Annotated in this window: 15 protein-coding genes and 1 tRNA gene; 9 read left to right on the top strand and 7 right to left on the bottom strand. The window is 55.9% G+C overall.

Annotated elements, in window-relative coordinates; genetic code table 11:
- Window positions 1-6: 6 nt before the first annotated feature.
- The 4 genes from ACRZ96_RS05835 (at window position 7) to ACRZ96_RS05820 (ending at window position 4,416) form a co-directional block, all read left to right on the top strand.
- A complete protein-coding gene (locus tag ACRZ96_RS05835; protein ID WP_170392492.1) occupies window positions 7-1,089 on the top strand; it encodes an ABC transporter permease in 1,083 nt (360 codons plus the stop codon).
- Between the two features lies 1 nt (window position 1,090).
- Entirely contained in the window at window positions 1,091-2,011 is a 921-nt protein-coding gene (locus ACRZ96_RS05830; protein ID WP_170392493.1) for an ABC transporter permease, read from the top strand.
- A gap of 34 nt (window positions 2,012-2,045) precedes the next feature.
- A complete protein-coding gene (locus tag ACRZ96_RS05825; protein WP_170392494.1) occupies window positions 2,046-3,119 on the top strand; it encodes a BMP family ABC transporter substrate-binding protein in 1,074 nt (357 codons plus the stop codon).
- A gap of 106 nt (window positions 3,120-3,225) precedes the next feature.
- Window positions 3,226-4,416, top strand: a complete 1,191-nt coding sequence (locus ACRZ96_RS05820) for a S41 family peptidase (protein WP_480814316.1) — start codon at window positions 3,226-3,228, stop codon at window positions 4,414-4,416.
- Between the two features lie 195 nt (window positions 4,417-4,611).
- Here the strand turns inward: ACRZ96_RS05820 and ACRZ96_RS05815 are convergent, their stop codons facing one another.
- Window positions 4,612-5,844, bottom strand: a complete 1,233-nt coding sequence (locus ACRZ96_RS05815; protein ID WP_170392496.1) for an HlyD family secretion protein — start codon at window positions 5,842-5,844, stop codon at window positions 4,612-4,614.
- 3 nt (window positions 5,845-5,847) lie between these two features.
- Window positions 5,848-6,258: a hypothetical protein gene (locus ACRZ96_RS05810; RefSeq protein WP_170422388.1), complete on the bottom strand. Its 411-nt coding sequence runs from the start codon at window positions 6,256-6,258 to the stop codon at window positions 5,848-5,850.
- 203 nt (window positions 6,259-6,461) lie between these two features.
- Between ACRZ96_RS05810 and ACRZ96_RS05805 the strand changes: the two genes are divergently transcribed.
- From ACRZ96_RS05805 to ACRZ96_RS05795, 3 genes are all read left to right on the top strand, one after another.
- Window positions 6,462-7,523 (top strand): NAD(P)/FAD-dependent oxidoreductase, encoded by a 1,062-nt coding sequence (locus tag ACRZ96_RS05805; RefSeq protein ID WP_480771922.1) that lies wholly within the window; start codon window positions 6,462-6,464, stop codon window positions 7,521-7,523.
- A 2-nt stretch (window positions 7,524-7,525) separates the two neighbouring features.
- A complete protein-coding gene (locus tag ACRZ96_RS05800; protein ID WP_480814315.1) occupies window positions 7,526-8,179 on the top strand; it encodes a DUF938 domain-containing protein in 654 nt (217 codons plus the stop codon).
- Between the two features lie 72 nt (window positions 8,180-8,251).
- The gene (locus ACRZ96_RS05795; RefSeq protein WP_480814314.1) at window positions 8,252-8,587 is read left to right on the top strand and encodes a carboxymuconolactone decarboxylase family protein; all 336 of its coding nucleotides are present in this window, start codon (window positions 8,252-8,254) and stop codon (window positions 8,585-8,587) included.
- 69 nt (window positions 8,588-8,656) lie between these two features.
- Here the strand turns inward: ACRZ96_RS05795 and ACRZ96_RS05790 are convergent, their stop codons facing one another.
- From ACRZ96_RS05790 to ACRZ96_RS05775, 4 genes are all read right to left on the bottom strand, one after another.
- The gene (locus ACRZ96_RS05790) at window positions 8,657-11,164 is read right to left on the bottom strand and encodes a GcvT family protein (protein WP_480763196.1); all 2,508 of its coding nucleotides are present in this window, start codon (window positions 11,162-11,164) and stop codon (window positions 8,657-8,659) included.
- Window positions 11,165-11,304: 140 nt separating this feature from the next.
- On the bottom strand, window positions 11,305-12,633 hold the full coding sequence (locus ACRZ96_RS05785; RefSeq protein WP_480814313.1) for a hypothetical protein: 1,329 nt from the start codon (window positions 12,631-12,633) through the stop codon (window positions 11,305-11,307).
- Between the two features lie 86 nt (window positions 12,634-12,719).
- On the bottom strand, window positions 12,720-14,117 hold the full coding sequence (locus ACRZ96_RS05780; protein ID WP_480706906.1) for an FAD-binding oxidoreductase: 1,398 nt from the start codon (window positions 14,115-14,117) through the stop codon (window positions 12,720-12,722).
- 27 nt (window positions 14,118-14,144) lie between these two features.
- Window positions 14,145-15,131 carry a 2-hydroxyacid dehydrogenase gene (locus tag ACRZ96_RS05775; RefSeq protein WP_170392503.1) on the bottom strand — a complete coding sequence of 329 codons (987 nt, stop codon included), beginning with the start codon at window positions 15,129-15,131 and terminating at the stop codon, window positions 14,145-14,147.
- A 169-nt stretch (window positions 15,132-15,300) separates the two neighbouring features.
- On the opposite strand from ACRZ96_RS05775, the gene ACRZ96_RS05770 reads away from it, so the two are divergent.
- Window positions 15,301-15,789, top strand: a complete 489-nt coding sequence (locus tag ACRZ96_RS05770; RefSeq protein WP_480706986.1) for an SH3 domain-containing protein — start codon at window positions 15,301-15,303, stop codon at window positions 15,787-15,789.
- A 27-nt stretch (window positions 15,790-15,816) separates the two neighbouring features.
- On the opposite strand, the gene ACRZ96_RS05765 is transcribed toward ACRZ96_RS05770, so the two are convergent.
- Entirely contained in the window at window positions 15,817-16,326 is a 510-nt protein-coding gene (locus ACRZ96_RS05765) for a ferritin (protein ID WP_170401952.1), read from the bottom strand.
- 370 nt (window positions 16,327-16,696) lie between these two features.
- Here ACRZ96_RS05765 and ACRZ96_RS05760 point away from each other — a divergent pair.
- Window positions 16,697-16,771 (top strand) — tRNA-Gln (locus ACRZ96_RS05760).
- The last annotated feature ends 156 nt before the right edge of the window (window positions 16,772-16,927 follow it).

Raw genomic sequence — 16,927 nt, 5'->3', positions numbered from 1 at the left:
GAGCAAATGATTGTGTTGGAGAAACGGCCTCAGCCGTCCAAGGCGTGGTCTTATGCCACCCCTCTGGTCGCGGTCCTGGCGACGATGGTTTTTGGTGGCATCCTGTTCGCCATTCTGGGCAAAAACCCGGTCGAGGCTATTGGAACCATTTTCTGGGAACCCCTGTTTGGCGAGTTCGCCTTCTATTATCGGCCGCAATTGCTGGTAAAGGGCGCGCCCCTGGTTTTGATCGCTATCGGCCTGTCTTTAGGCTTCCGCGCCGGTATCTGGAATATCGGGGCCGAGGGTCAGTACATCATGGGGGCCATTTTCGGTGCGGGTGCTGGTCTGGCATTCTATCCGCTGGATGCATTCTACATCTTTCCGATCATGGTGATTGCAGGCGCGTTTGGCGGCTGGCTATGGGCAATGATCCCAGCCTTCCTGAAAGTGCGCTTCGGTACTAATGAAATCCTTGTGTCGCTGATGTTGGTCTATGTGGCCGAACAGATGCTGGCCTCGGTCTCGCTAGGCCTGCTGAAGAATCCCGAAGGGTTCGGCTTTCCGGGTTCGCGCAATCTGCAATCCTACGACAGCGCGTATAATGCCGAGCTGATTGCGGGTTCAGGCATGCACTGGGGCGTAGTCACTGCCCTGATCGCTGTTATCTTTGCATATGTCTTGCTGAACCGGCACATGCTGGGCTTCCACATCCGCCTGACAGGTGAGGCCCCGCGTGCGGCGAAGTTCGCAGGTGTAAACCCTGCCCGCCTGATCCTGTTCTGTCTGGGTCTGGCCGGCGCGCTGGCCGGTCTTGCGGGGATGTTCGAAGTCTCGGGCCCTGCTGGCGTGGTCAGTATCGATTTCAACGTCGGTTACGGCTTTACCGCGATCATCGTGGCTTTCCTTGGCCGTTTGCATCCGGTGGGCATCCTGCTGGCCGGAGGCCTGATGGCGTTGACTTATATTGGCGGTGAAATCGCCCAATCTCAGCTGGGTCTGCCCGCCGCAGCCATTCAGGTATTCCAGGGGATGCTTCTGTTCTTCCTGCTGGCATTCGATCTTCTGACAAACTACCGCATCCGTGCGGCCCGTAGCGAGGTAGCTTGATATGGACCTTGGTGAAATTAACCCCGTCCTTCTGGTCGCCTCGCTAATGGTGGCCGCAACCCCACTTTTGTTGGCCGCAATCGGAGAATTGGTGGTCGAAAAAGCAGGCGTCCTGAACCTCGGTGTCGAGGGCATGATGATCGTGGGCGCAATCAGCGGCTTCGCAATCTCGGTCGAGACCGGTTCGCCCTGGCTGGGCTTTATCGCGGCAGCAATCGGTGGCGCGGTGCTATCGCTGTTGTTTGTACTGCTGACGCAGGTGGCGTTGGCCAATCAAGTTGCTAGTGGCCTGGCCCTAACATTGTTCGGCCTCGGGTTCAGCGCGCTGATGGGGCAGAGCTACGTAGGAATAAAGCCGCCCAGCATGGGTGAAATCCATATCCCGGTGATCAGCGATATCCCTGTTATTGGACCAATCCTGTTTCAGCACGACCCGATCCTCTACGTCGGAATTGCCCTGACGGCCGCCGTCTGGGCCACGCTGAAATACACACGCATCGGCCTGATATTGCGCGCCGTTGGCGAAAACCACGATGCGGCGCATGCGCTGGGCTACAAAGTCATCAAGATTCGCATCATGGCGATCCTGTTTGGTGGTGCTTGCGCTGGCTTGGGCGGCGCCTACATCAGCCTGATCCGCGTGCCGCAGTGGACCGAGGGCATGACTGCCGGTGTCGGCTGGATTGCCTTGGCGCTGGTGGTTTTTGCCAGCTGGAAACCATGGCGTGTCTTGCTGGGCGCCTATTTGTTCGGCGGCATCACTGTGTTGCAGCTTAATTTGCAGGCAGCGGGCGTTGCCATTCCTGTCGAGTATCTGGCAATGTCGCCCTACATCATCACGATCCTTGTGCTTGTGATCCTTTCGGCCGACAAGAGCAGCGCACCTGCCGCATTGGGCCGGACCTTCCATGCCTCGCACTAGGCGAGGCCAACTGAACCAACTTGGGGAGTAACACATGAAATTCACTACACTTTTGGCAAGCGCCGCAATGGCGCTGGGTCTGGCCTCGGGGGCCATGGCCCAAGACAAGACCAAAGTCGGCTTCGTCTATGTCGGCCCAGTGGGCGATGGCGGCTGGACCTATGAGCACAACAAGGGCCGTCTGGCCGTGGAAGAGCACTTTGGCGACAAGGTCGAAACCGTGTTCGTCGAGTCGGTGCCTGAGGGCCCAGATGCAGAACGCGTGATGACCCAGATGGCGCTGGAAGGAGCGGACCTGATCTTCACCACCTCGTTCGGCTACATGGATCCGACCATCAATGTCGCGAAGAAATTCCCGGATGTGAAATTCGAGCACGCAACCGGCTACAAGACCGCCGACAACGTCTCGGTCTACTCGGCCCGTTTTTATGAAGGTCGCGCAGTCCAAGGCCACATCGCCGGTAAAATGACGGAATCGAATATCATCGGCTACATCGGGTCCTACCCGATCCCTGAAGTGATCCGTGGTATCAACTCAGCCTATATCCACGCCAAGAAGGTGAATCCGGATGTCGAGTTCAAGATCGTCTGGGCCTACACTTGGTTCGATCCTGCGAAAGAAGCTGACGCCGCCACAGTTCTGATCGAACAGGGCGCGGACGTGATCCTGCAGCACACTGACTCGACTGCACCGCAGGCAGCCGCGCAAGAGGCAGGAAACGTTGTCACCTTTGGCCAAGCCTCCGACATGAGCGAATACGCACCCTTCCCGCGTGTGTCTTCAATCATCGACGATTGGGCTCCCTACTACATCGCGCGGACCCAGGCCGTGATGGACGGAACATGGGAAAGTGCCAACACATGGGATGGCATCCGGGAAGGCATGGTAGCAATTGGTGAGATTTCGGACGCCGTTCCGGCTGATGTTAAAGAAGAAGCACTGGCGCTGAAAGCCGCGATGGCAGCCGGTGAATACCACCCCTTTACTGGCCCGCTGAAAAAGCAGGACGGCAGTGACTGGCTGGCCGAAGGCGAGACCGCCGATGACGGTACGCTGGCGGGCATGAATTTCTACGTTGAGGGGCTGGAAGGCGAAATTCCGCAGTAGAATCTGACCCGGAAACTAACAACAAGGCCCGCATGTTTTTGCGGGCCTTTTTAGTCGCCCTGAGCCCAATCTGGACATTGACGAGTGGCTATGCGCATCGTGAAACATGTCGCTCACGGAAGACCTGAACCAAATTTTAGAAACTGCCCTGCCGACCGATCCCAGTTTTCGACAGATCGAAAAGGCCGTGATTGACGACTGTATTGGTGAAACCCGGCAATATGCCTCAGAGAGCTCTGTCGAAGCCTTTCTGTTGTCAGCGATGCGTTTATTGGCACTTCCCGGCAATGGGCACACACGGCTGATCCCGAATGATGCGATCGCGGTGCTACCGCTGAGATTCGTGAGCGTTGGACGTTCCGTTCAATTCATCGACGCGGCGCCAGAGATAGCCGCACCGCGAGGAGAGTTGATAGCGGTCAACGGCTCAGCTTTGAGCCAGATTGAAGCCACTGCAGAGAAATTTCTGGCGGGAACGTGCCAAAGGAAACGGGTCATCGGCCCGATTCTACTGGCATGGCCGTACGCTTTGGCACGTTTGGGTTTTTCGTCAAACGGCGGCATGACCGAGTACCGTGTGCAGGACGAAAATGGGCGGATAGCCAATCTGAAAGTGGCCAATGAACATACAGTTCCGGGATCGATGCTCTACCCGAGAAACGAGCACGGCAAGGCTGATCCAGCCTGGGAACCCGAGATATTTGTAGAGATAAAGGACTGGCAAGAGCTAGGGCTATCAATAGCGTTACCAAGCTTCTTTGATCCGAACGAAAATGCGCTGCCTAAAGCCATCTCAGCCGCGGTGGAATGCGTGCGCGCATCCTCGAACAAAACACTACTAATTGATGTTCGCGGAAACACTGGTGGCGACTTTCTTCTAACGATGCCCTTGATCGACGCGATCTCAAAAAGTGGAAACAAGCAGGTTGTTATGCTTGTCGATAAATTCACGTTTTCCGCAGCGATAGTGTTTGTAGCCATCCTCAAACATCGATTGGGAAACAGGCTCAAACTTATTGGTGAGGAAATGGGAGATAGGCTGACGTTCTTCGCCGAGGGCGGATTGCTCGAATTGTCGACCAGCGGAGCGGTCGTTCGTTACTCATCAGCCTTTCACGACTGGAAGAATGGAACGACTGACGATACCACGCCGCCCGAAATCGCAACAAAAATCGTACCTGCGGGATCACTGAACTTGGATTTGGAATGGGTCGAAAGACCTGCAGTTGAGGATGCACCAACCGAACTCTATCAACGAGTTCTCAAAAGCATGAGCAAATCGCTAGACAGCCGCTAAGTCTGCATAGCTGCATTCCAGGAAAGCAAATGCTGCACGCGCGGCGAAGGTCTACTTGGTGGCCAGTCTTATTGGCGACCCAACACCATCGGCCCGTGGGCAATATTAACCACGAGCGTTTCGATACCCAGCTGTCGTCGAGTCAGGACTTCAAGCGATTGAATCGCCGCAATGGTCAGCTTCTAGGGCGTGAAATTAGTGTCCGCCCAGCACCAGAGTGTTCACCGGCATCAGTATCAGTCGCAGGCGCAGGCCTGCCGCATGAACGACGCCAATCGTGTCTACCACATGCAGGAACGATTTTTCCCAGAAGCCGAGGCTCTCATCCTCCAGCTTTGCATGATTATCCGTATAGATATTCGCCAGACAGTTGCTGCCTGGAGGCACATCATCGGCCATGCTTTTGTAGAGCGGTTCAAGGTAGACAAGGATCGAACCAGGATTGGTGTTGCTCTGCACGTCCCGTAACTCATCAGATGGCCTGATCTGCCCCGATGGGATCACATCCTGCACCTCGACGACAACCACCGGGATAACGGTAAAGGGCTTGGTCATGCAGCCCAATTCGCCAATCATACCCGGTTTGACCACCTGGGCCGAAAGCTGACTGAACGCCGCCTGGAATCGGTCATGTCCGGAGGAGGATGGCACCAGAATACCCGCCGGGCGCAGCAAAGGGCTGACATAGTCGCCGACCTGAAGCCCGAATTGTTCAACCCTGCCCGTCACTCCAGCGTTGACCACAGTCTTGTCCAACTCGGTCAATGCCGCATCCAGCTGCGCATTGGCACTGGCAAGTTGGGCCGGGATCAGCTCTTCGATTTGTTGTACAACCGCTGCGCGTTTTGAGACGGCTGCTTTGACCTGCGCTTCACGCTCGGCAACCAGATTTTCCAACCGATCAATCTCGGCCAAGCGCACCGCGCTGGATCCCTCGTCACGTAGGGTGGTATTGCGTTCCAGATCCTCGAGCGACTGATCCAGAGCTGCGCGCGCGCCAGCAATCCCGGCCTCAGCCTCGGCCAGATCGGTTTCCGCCACCTTCAACGAGGCTTGAACCTGAGCAATCTGGGCATGCGCCGCTTCGACCTGCGCGGTTTGCGTGAAGTCTTCGATCCGGAAAATCGGCTGTCCAGCTGTCACCTGCTCATTGTTGCGCACGTAGACTTCGGAAACGCGCCCCCCTAGCTGCGGCAGGATCGTTACCGTCCGGAAGTAGGAAGCCGCTGTTTTGCTGGACGGGTGAAAATAGAACAGCGTTGTGATAACGGTTAGCGCCAAAATAGCGCAAGTCGTCAGCCCCCAGCGCAACTCGTACCACATGGTGAACAGCGTGATCTCGTGTCCGATCCGTTTGCCCTGCACAAAGCGGCGAAACAGATAGTCAGGAAGCACGGTAATCAGGGCGCACAGCATCGTCTCGATCATTGTTCAGTGCCCCTGTGCTGCCGGTTCGGAGGGTTTGGATTGTTCGGGCTCAGTTTCCAGCTCAGGAGGGGGTGAAGCGTGTTCTTTGTCCTGCCCAGGCGCCAAAGATCGGATGGCATCGGCAATCGAGCGCAGCGGTGCCGCGAAATCAGGGAACTGGAACCCAGCCACAAGGATGGCGGCAACCCAGAAAAGGCCGTTATGCGTAAACAAAGCCAAAAGCGCCAGAATCCCAACCAATTGGAATTGCGGGTGATTGGTTTCATGCGCCATTTTTTCCGGGATCGAATGCAACGTGAAGTAGGCAACCCCGATCAGCACGACCATCCCGACGGTAAAAAACAACATGAAGGTGAAGAGGAAGTCGCTACCATCTGCCTGTGTCACATATGACGGAATGTGCCCCGTTGCCATCGGGTGAATATCTGCCGCGTTCACGTCCGCCTCCGAATCTTATGTTGTTTGCACTAAAAGCAGGCTGGCCGCCTACGATCAAGTTTCCATTGCGGTGGGCTTGTGTCTTTTCGTTTGGCAGTACGCGTGTCATGGTCCGCCAATGTCGCCAGTCAACTTACCACCGGCTCGATCACTTGGCGGCCGGAAACGGAACAAAACGCATGATTGATTTTCTGATAATCGGTGGCGGTGTCGCCGGGCTAAGCGCAGGTGCGCGCCTGTCAGAGCACGGCACAGTTACGGTGTTAGAGGCCGAGGACGGATTAGGATATCATACTTCGGGTCGTTCAGCCGCCCTGTTCGAAAAGGGTTACGGTCCAAACTCGGTCAAGGCAATGAACGAGGCAAGTGCTGCGTTCTTTGAAACAAATGCGTACCTCACACCACGCGGCCTGATGCTGATTGGCGGAAGGGATCAACAGGCGCTGTTTCAAAAAGACGCCCAAGATCTTGGAGTGCAAGAGATTTCGCCGGAAGATGCCATCGGACACATTCCTGTCCTGAATGCTGAAACTGTCGGTTATGCAGCCATAAGTAATAGCGCATATGATATCGATACAGATCGCGTCCTGCAGGACTTTGCGCGAACCGTCCGTAAGAATGGCGGTTCAGTCCTGACCCGTCAGAGGGTCAGCAGCATCCGCAAATCGGTTCATTGGACCGTCGAAACCTCAGAATCCTTTGAGGCACGCAATCTGGTAAATGCCGCCGGAGCCTGGGTCGATGAGGTGGCGCAGATGGCAGGAATCTCCCCCATCGGGATCACACCTTACCGTCGATCGATTGCGCGCATCCCCGCACCGGGCGGACATGACCTGCGAAGCTGGCCAATGATGCTGGGCGCAGGCGAGAGCTGGTACGCCAAACCTGATGCGGGCAAGCTACTGGTCTCGCCTTGCGAGGCGGACCCAACCACACCCCATGACGCTTACGCCGATGACATGGTTCTCGCAGAAGGACTGGCACGATACGAAGCGATGGTTACTGAAACTGTAACTCGGGTAGAAACCAACTGGGCGGGGTTACGTAGTTTTGTTGCCGATGGCACGCTGGTGCTCGGACCTGATCCAACCGATCCATCGTTTATCTGGTCGGCAGCACAGGGAGGGTATGGGTTTCAGACCGCTCCTGCTGCCTCGCAACTTGTGGCGGATCTTGTGACTGGCGCGTCGCCGCGCCTTGATGCGGCGATTGTGAAAGCGCTGACACCCGGTAGGCTGTAACGATGACAAAACGCAAACTGCCCTCAAATGCCAGCGTCGCCACCGAGGGCGACGGCAGCAAACTCGTCGCCCCAGCCGCCAGCCGAAACACGGTTGTGCTGTGCGATCTTCTGGCACGGGTCGCTCCGTCATCAGGACAGGCCCTGGAACTGGCCAGTGGAACCGGACAACACATTTCGGCCTTTGCCCAGCGGATGCCCGGGTTGCATTGGCAACCCAGCGAAGTCACCTCCGAACGGCGCGCCAGCATCGATGCGTACACCAAGGGTTTACCAAACACCGCCGCAGCCGTTCATCTGGATGCAACTGCGGAGGGTTGGCACAAATCAATGGCGCAGCAAGATTTGGTTTTACTGATCAACCTCTTGCACCTGATCAATTTACCCGAGGCTGAAACCCTCGTTGCCGAAGCAGCGTGCGCTCTGAAAACGGATGGGCGTTTGGTGCTTTATGGCCCTTTCAAACGTGACGGACACCTGACAAGCGATGGCGACCGGCGATTTCACGACGCACTGGTCCAACAAGACCCTGAGATCGGGTACAAAGACGACACACATATATTGTCTATGTTAAAGGACAACGCCCTCGAACTGGTCGAAATCGTAAAGATGCCTGCGAACAACTTGGCATTTGTCGCCCAAAAAACTGGAATCTGATCAGGATCAAAGTCTGCTTTGCTCTTCTTCATTCATATGCAGATTATCATATGTATCAAGAAGGACGTGATAATGAGCTGGCAGGATTCACTGAACGAAACGCGCAAAAGCTTGCGTAACCTTAACGGAGCCATTCCTGATACTGCGCGTGCCTTCGGGGCGCTGGGAAAATCTGTCAAGGAAGGCGGGACGCTGGACTACAAAACCAAAGAGTTCATCGCGTTAGGCATGTCAATCGCAGTACGGTGTGAGCCTTGCATTACCCTGCATTCCGAGGCGTTGGCCAAGGCGGGAGCCACCCGCGATGAGGTTTCGGACGTTCTGGCAATGGCCATCCAGATGGGCGGTGGGCCGTCCATGATGTACGCCGCCAAGGCACTAGAATGCTTTGATGAATTGAGCGCATGAAAAAAGCCCACCGAGAGCGGGCTTTTGGTAGGCGGTGCTACGTGAGTACCGCCTTATTTCTAAAAAGCATCAGCCGTCCTTGCGGATGACCTCGTTCTTCGGATCATACGGGCTGTCACAAGTGACGACCGCATCCCACAGCTTGTCCTGAATTTTGACCTGCAGCTTGGTGCCTTCGACCGCCAGCTCAGGCTTCACATACCCCATGCCGATGGATTTCTCGAACGCCACCGAGTACCCGCCCGAGGTCAAACGACCCACGCGCTCACCTTCCGGCGTGTACAGCGCCTCGCGGCCCCAGGGGTCGGCATCGTCCGGTCCGTCGATCAGCAGAGTGCAGCACTTCACGCGCACGCCGGTCTCTTCCAGCTTGGCTTTGCCGTAGAAGTCTTTCGACAGATCAACAAAGCGCGGCAGGTCAGCTTCCAGCGGGGTCGCGTCGCGGCCCAGTTCGGTGCCGAAGGCGCGATAGGATTTCTCCTGGCGCAGCCAGTTTTGGGCGCGGGCACCAACCAGTTTCATGCCGTGCTTTTCACCGGCCTTCTCCAGCAGGTCGAACAGATAGTTCTGCATCTCGATCGGGTGGTGCAGTTCCCAGCCCAGCTCACCCGTATAGGCCACGCGGATCGCGTTGACCGGGCACATGCCCAGTTCGATCTGACGGGCCGACAACCAAGGGAAGCGCTTGTTGGACAGCGCGGTTTCCGGATCGGCGTCCTTGATGACCTCTTTCAGAACGTCACGCGACTTGGGTCCGGCGATCGCGAAGACGCCCCACTGGGTGGTCACGTCCTGGATTTCGATGTAGCCGAACTCCTCCATCTTGTCCTCGGCCGCCTTGCGAAGGTAGTCGGCGTCGTACTCGGTCCAGGCACCGGCAGAGACGATGTAGTAATTGTTCTCGCCATTGCGGACGATGGTGTATTCGGTGCGGGTGGTGCCGTGCGCGGTCAGCGCGTAGGTCAGGTTGATGCGACCGACCTTGGGCAGCTTGTTGCAGGTGAACCAATCCAGGAACTGGGTCGCACCGGGGCCTTTGACAACATGCTTGGTGAAGGCCGACGCATCGATCAGGCCAACGCCTTCTCGGATCGCTTTGGCTTCTTCGACGGCATACTGCCACCAACCACCGCGGCGGAAGCTGCGGCTTTCTTTGTCGAAGTTATCAGGCGCATCCAGCGGGCCGAAATAGTTCGGACGCTCCCAGCCGTTGACCCAGCCAAACTGTGCGCCACGCGCTTTCTGACGGTCGTAGGCCGGAACGGTGCGCAGCGGACGGCAGGCTTCGCGCTCTTCGTCAGGGTGGTGCAGGATGTAGACGTGCTCATAGCACTCTTCGTTCTTGCGCGCCGCGAACTCGGTGGTCATCCAGTTCGACGAATACCGCTTGGGGTCCAGCGAAGCCATGTCGATCTCGGCTTCGCCATCGACCATCATCTGAGCCAGATAATAACCGGTGCCGCCCGCAGCGGTGATGCCAAAACTGAAGCCTTCAGCAAGCCACATGTTGCGCAGCCCCGGAGCGGGACCGACCAGCGGGTTGCCATCAGGTGTGTAGCAGATCGGGCCGTTGAAATCGTCTTTCAGACCGGACTCAGCACAGGACGGCACGCGTTCGGCCATCGCCATGTACTGATCGGCGATCCGATCCAGATCCAGCGGGAATAGGTCAGCGCGGAAGCTGTCCGGCACGCCGTGTTCGAACTGCGCAGGAGCGCCATGTTCGTAGATACCCAGAATCCAGCCGCCACGTTCTTCGCGCGCATACGACTCGTTGTCGGCATCACGCACAACTGGATGCTCGGGGTTGCCCGCTTCACGCCATTTGACCAGCTCGGGGTCTTTGTCCATGACGATGAAGGTATGCTCGACCGGGATCGCGGGCATCTTGATACCCAGCATTTTCGCGGTCCGCTGTGCGTGGTTGCCTGACGCGGTCACAACATGTTCGGCGGTGATCACAACCTGCTCGTCTGACGGAACGAGATTGCCCCCCTTCTCGATCATCTTGGTGCAGGTGACGTCCCAGTGAGTGCCATTCCAGTGGAAGGCATCAGCCTGCATCTTGCGAACGATGTCGACACCGCGCTGACGCGCACCTTTGGCCATCGCCTGGGTCACGTCCGCAGGGTTAATGTAGCCGTCTTCAGTGTGATAGATCGCGCCTTTCAAGTCGGAAGTTTCGATCAGAGGCCAACGTTCCTTGATTTGCTCGGGCGTCAGCCACTCATATGCAACATCACAAGTTTCCGCTGTGGATGCATAGAGCATGTATTCATCCATACGCTCTTGCGTCTGTGCCATACGCAGGTTTCCGACTACGGCGAAGCCTGCATTCAAGCCGGTTTCTTCCTCTAGTGTCTTGTAGAAATCGACTGAGTACTTGTGGATGTGGGTCGTGGCATACGACATGTTAAACAACGGCAACAGGCCCGCTGCGTGCCAGGTGGAACCGGATGTCAGTTCGTCCCGCTCGATCAGCATCACATCATCCCAGCCCGCTTTGGCAAGGTGATAGGCAATCGAGGTCCCGACGGCGCCGCCGCCAACGACCAGTGCTTTGACTTGGGTTTTCATAGCCGGGTGTCTCCCCTTGAATTCAGTTGACACCATATGGCGCATTTGAGGGGCTCGACGCGACATTCATCCGACCAGTGATATAAGAAAAGCGACCTGAGCGTTGCACCAGGTCGCTTTCCAACAGTCGATCTGACGTGTTATCCGCCCCCCAATTTGCACCTTTTGAACGTTCCGCTGGTTGCGCAATCAATGCCCGTTCCGGAACCGCCTCGGTTTACCCGCACGGCAGTTTCTGCTTCGGAATCAGAGCTACCAAAGGCTGACAACAGTCCGGACAGGAAGCCTTCATTTTCGTTTACAGATGCGACTTCTTCAGAGGTTTCCTGATCTTTGAATTTGGCGAACAAATTTCCAAAGAAACCCTCGTCATCTCTGTCTGCCTGCTGCATCTCGTCTTCAAGCAAATCTGTCAGTCCTTTGCGGTATCCGACCTGGACCAAATCATCCGCAGATTCGATTCTGTTCGCGGTCAAGTCGAAGGTGTCTGCCGGCAAACCGTATTGCGCGGCCAAAGTATTTGCGACAAGAGACAATCCATCAATGTTTTCTAGCTTCAAACGCGCCAGCTCGCTGCGCAGCTTGACAAACTCGCCGCGCAAGGCGGCCATGTTTGTCGCCAGTTCACTTTCTCGTTCAGCATCAAAAACGGTATCGTTGCCGACGCCAGGCACTTGCTTTTGAAGCAGTGCGTTCAATCCGTCATAATCCAATCGATCTAGAAACGCTCGCAGCATAGGCGCTGGTGCATCGGAATAGACTTGCAAGCGAATTTCTTCGCCCAGTCCGATTGTAGCCTTGTAGATTTCAAACCGAGGTTCGACCTCAAGGTCCGTCAGGCTCGCCGTGATCATTGACCAAAACTTTCGATCTTTCACTGTGACGGGTTTGTATCGGCTGTTTTCAAACCTGAAATACGCAGCACCACCAATTATGCCGAATGGAGTGTAGCCACTCGATCCTGCGCCCAACCCTTCGACAGACCTGACGATGTTGCCAGTCAGTGTATTGGATTTAGCGTCTTTCCTGAGTTTCGCCTGTAGCCAGACCGTATGCTCGCCGCTTTCGTAGACCCAACTAGAATTATCGAGTTTTCTGGCCAGTTGTTCAGTCTCTTGCACAGCAACTCTTTTTGCAATTGGACGAGCAGCTTCACTTATTCCGTCCTGCAAAACACCTTCTCGGGCATCGCGTGTAAAATCTGCATCCACGATCGAACGACGCACCCATCCTTCGCCCGAATCCGGCAGGTACGGCTTGGCCCCCTCACGCCAACGCTTCTGCCTTTCTCGTTCAACTTCTTCCGCGGCTAGCTCCGCCTGATACAAGTTGAACCGCTGATTAATCGTGTCGACATATCCGTTGAAGGACAACCTGCCTTCGACTTTCTTATCCTGCTGATAATAATCCAGACCTACGACAACCACGACGGCAATCAGCAAAAAACCAATGAAACGCAACGCGCCCATGAATAACCTCGGAATCAAATACTGCTCTTTCCTAGATCATTCACCTAAAATTGAGGCGCTGTTATGGCCGAGCCCAACAACTGCGGTCAGAGTACCTTGCCCGGATTCATAATGTTATCGGGATCCAGCGCTGCTTTGATCGCCGCCATATAATTTGTCGCCGCACCAAGTTCTTTCACCAGATAGGGACGTTTACCCTGCCCGATTCCGTGTTCTCCGGTACAGGTGCCCTCCATCGCAATTGCAAGATCATTTAGCCAACCGACGAATTCCTCTGCACTTGCGACCTCTTTTGCGTCATCCATGTCGATTAACAGAAGTGTATGGAAATTACCGTCACCAACATGACCCACGATTGGGGCCAGCAAACCCAATTCAGCGGCCTTATCCTGTGCGGAGGTCACACATTCGGCCAAACGCGAGATCGGAACACATACATCCGTAGAAATGCCCCGCGCGCCTGGGCGCAGTTGTAGGCTGGCCCAATACATATCGTGCCGGGCCTGCCACAGCTTGTTGCGCTCTTCGGTTGTCGTGGTGGTGGTGATATCGCTGCCACCAAATTCTTCCGCGATTTGGCCAAAGGTCTCTGCCTGTTCCGCTGCACCGCTGTCCGAACCGTGAAATTCCAGCAGCAGCAGTGGCGTTTCTGGCAAATCCAGTCCCGAATAAGCGTTTGCAGCTTTGACCGACATCTGGTCCAGCAATTCGATCCGCGCAACCGGTATACCATACTGAATAGTCATCATCACAGCCTGACAGGCTGCATCCACCGATGGAAACGAACAGCGAGCTGAACTGATGGCCTCGGGGATACCCTGCAATCGCAATGTGATTTCGGTGATTATTCCCAGCGTGCCCTCGGCACCGATTAGCAAGCGGGTCAGATCAAAACCCGCCGAAGATTTTCGCGCACGATGCCCCGTGCGGATCACTTGCCCGTCCGGCATCACGGCCTCAAGGCTAAGCACATTGTCTTTCATTGTCCCATAACGCACAGCATTGGTGCCAGACGCGCGTGTCGCGGCCATGCCACCTAGCGACGCATTCGCGCCCGGATCAATCGGGAAGAACAACCCCTGATCCCGCAGATGGGTGTTCAATTCGGCTCGGGTGACACCCGGTTCGACAACGCAATCTAGATCACCGACATTGACCGCCAATATCTTGTTCATCTGACTCAGATCGACGGATATGCCACCAGCAGGAGCGTTTACATGACCTTCGAGCGAGGTGCCTGTTCCGAACGGGATGACTGGCACCTTGTGCTCGGCACAGGTCCTGACGATATCGGCCACTTCTTCGGTTGAATGCGGGAAAACCACCGCATCCGGACTCTGGTTCTCAATCCACGTTGTCGTGTGCCCGTGCTGCTCGCAAATCGCAGCACCAGATTGCAGCCGGTCTGCGAACCTCTGCTTCAGAATTCCCAGCGCCGTGTCAATCCCGGCCTCGTTTCGCGGCAAAGCGGTTGCCTGCACCATTGCGTCCCCCTTTTCTCAGGCCACAGCCTAAAGCATTGCAGGCACAACCTGATCTGGCGGGCGATGACCGTCTTCGAAGGTCTTGATGTTGATAATGACTTTCTCACCCATCTCGATCCGACCCTCAAGCGTAGCCGAGCCCATATGAGGCAGCAGCACCACATTCGGCAATTGCCGGAGGCGTGGGTTCACATCCGTGCCCTGTTCATAAACATCCAGACCAGCGCCCGCGATCTCACCGGCGCGGATCATGCGTGTCAGGGCGTTCTCATCGACGACTTCACCGCGTGATGTATTCACGATCACGGCCGTGGGTTTCATCAATTTCAAACGCCGCGCATTCATCAAATGAAAGGTCGAAGGGGTCGACGGGCAGTTGATCGAGATGACGTCCATCCGCGCCACCATCTGATCAAGACTATCCCAGTAGGTCGCCTCCAGTTCCTGTTCAATCTCGGGGCGCAACCGGCGGCGGTTGTGATAGTGAACCTGCATTCCAAACGCGCTGGCACGTCGCGCAACGGCCTGCCCTATCCGGCCCATACCAAGAACACCCAAGCGGCGACCACCGACCCGGCCACCCAGCAAGGCCGTCGGGGCCCAACCGGCCCAATCGCCCTTTTGCATCACACCTAACCCCTCGGGGATACGTCGTGTAACCGCCAGGATCAGAGCCATAGTCATATCTGCAGTATCGTCAGTCAGTACTCCTGGTGTGTTCGAGACAAGGATCCCGCGCTGCCTCGCCGTCGCCACATCAATATTGTCGACACCGGCACCATAATTGGCGATCAGTCGCAATTTCTCACCAGCCTGCCCCAGGATACCGCCATCAATTGTATCGGTTATCGTCGGAACCAGCACATCTGCTGTGTTCACTGCCGCCACCAGCTCTTCGCGAGTCATGGGATCGTCGGTGTCACGCAGTTTTACATCGAAAAGCTCGCTTAGCCGTGTTTCCACCGCTTCGGGCAACCGTCGCGTAACGACAACACTCAGACGTTCTCTTGGCACCTTGACCCTCCTACCGCTTTGCAAACTGCCGCGCGCCATGGCATCGTGGCGCAGGATTACACGGGGCACAAGAACCCCTTGGGCATCGTCTCAACCTTTTTTGCATACGATCCACAGGCATAAGAGCAGACAGGCAGTGAGTGCTAGTTTTTCAGTGAACCGCCATTTTGTGGTGTTGATATCGGTTTTCCTGCTCGTGCTCGGCGCAGTGGCCGTGTCCGCGCAGGAAAAACGCGGTCCAGTGACGAATCTACCGCTTCCGCGATATGTCTCTATGAAAGCCGCCGAGGGTAATGTCCGTCGCGGCCCTTCGCTGACTCACCGAATCGATTGGGTGTTCAAACGGCGTGGCATGCCGCTGCAGATCACGGCCGAATATGGAAATTGGCGCAAGGTTCAGGATCGCGACGGTGCCGGGGGTTGGGTGCATTACGCGCTGCTTTCAGGTGTGCGGACAGTCCTTATCGAAGCCGACTTGCTGCCGGTTTACGCGATGCCCGATCCCAAGTCGCAGGTGAACGCGCATTTTGAAACCGGCGTCGTCGCCCGGCTTGAAAAGTGCTCACCCGATTGGTGCCGCATCTCGGCAGGCGGCTATCGGGGCTGGACCCTGAAAAGCAATCTTTGGGGGGTCGACCCCGCCGAGATTCGGGAATGACGTGCGTGCGCGACAGCGCCGACTGAGCTACTCCGCGCCTGCAGCGCTGCCGCGTTTGGCCAGTTCCTGATCCAACAACAGCAGGTTCCATCGGTCCCCGCTGGCCGCCTTGGCCTTGTCCAGGATCGATGTGAACAGGTCTTCTTCCTCTATCTGTTCGGCCAGGAACCAGTTCAGCATATTCTGTGTGCTGTATTCTTTGACCTCATGCGCCAGCTCAAACAACGCGTTGATCTGGCCCGTCACGGTTTGCTCCTGCGCCAGCGCCTGCTCCAGTACATCAACGGGTGATTCATAGTCCGTTTGCGGTTTTGCGATGCCGTCGAGATTTACCCTCCCACCCCGCTTGGCGATAAAGTCGAATATACGCATTGCATGGGTTTCCTCTTCGGCAGAATGCCCCCGAAACCAACTGGCGAATCCAGGCAGATCCTGCGCCTCAAAATAAGCCGACATCGCCAAGTAGGTGTACGAAGCGTGGAGCTCATTGTTGATCTGCTTATTCAATGCTTCTGCAACTTGCGGGTTCAGTTTCATTGCTCGCTCCTTTTTCGTGCTGGTTAGCGGACTTTATCTAGCTAGGTCCGAAGCCAAAGACATTCAACTGATAAAGGTAATTTTTATCGCTATTAATCAATAATTTAATCCAATTCTTGTGCTATTGAAACGCAGTCGCAGGAACGAGCGTTGTGGCGCATTGCGGATTGTATCTCGCGACCGCAAAACCAAGGATTGCCAGTTGGATTTTCGTTTTAGAGATCTAGCTTCGCCTCAAACAATCGCCTGACCCCTACTCGACCATCCCGACGATCCAACCGCCATCAAACTAAATTGCATATCCACATCAAAATTGTCCAAAAAAGCCCTTGAACCCTGAAAGCAACAGTCGTAGATAGCCGCTCACCGTTGGGGTGTAGCCAAGTGGTAAGGCAGCGGTTTTTGGTACCGTGTATCGTAGGTTCGAATCCTACCACCCCAGCCATGATTTTCCCGTAAATCACATACCGAGAAGTTGCACGCCGATTAAAGCGTGTTTTCAGCGGCTTAAGATCCAGCAACTTCAACTGAGATCCGAGCGTGTGCGCAACAGTAGTCGATTTCCGACCACAGTCCCAGGTCGCGATTCCGACGGTACGAG

It is taken from the genome of Ruegeria sp. CF1 (genome assembly GCF_056537445.1).
This window is presented reverse-complemented; position numbering and strand designations above follow the sequence as displayed.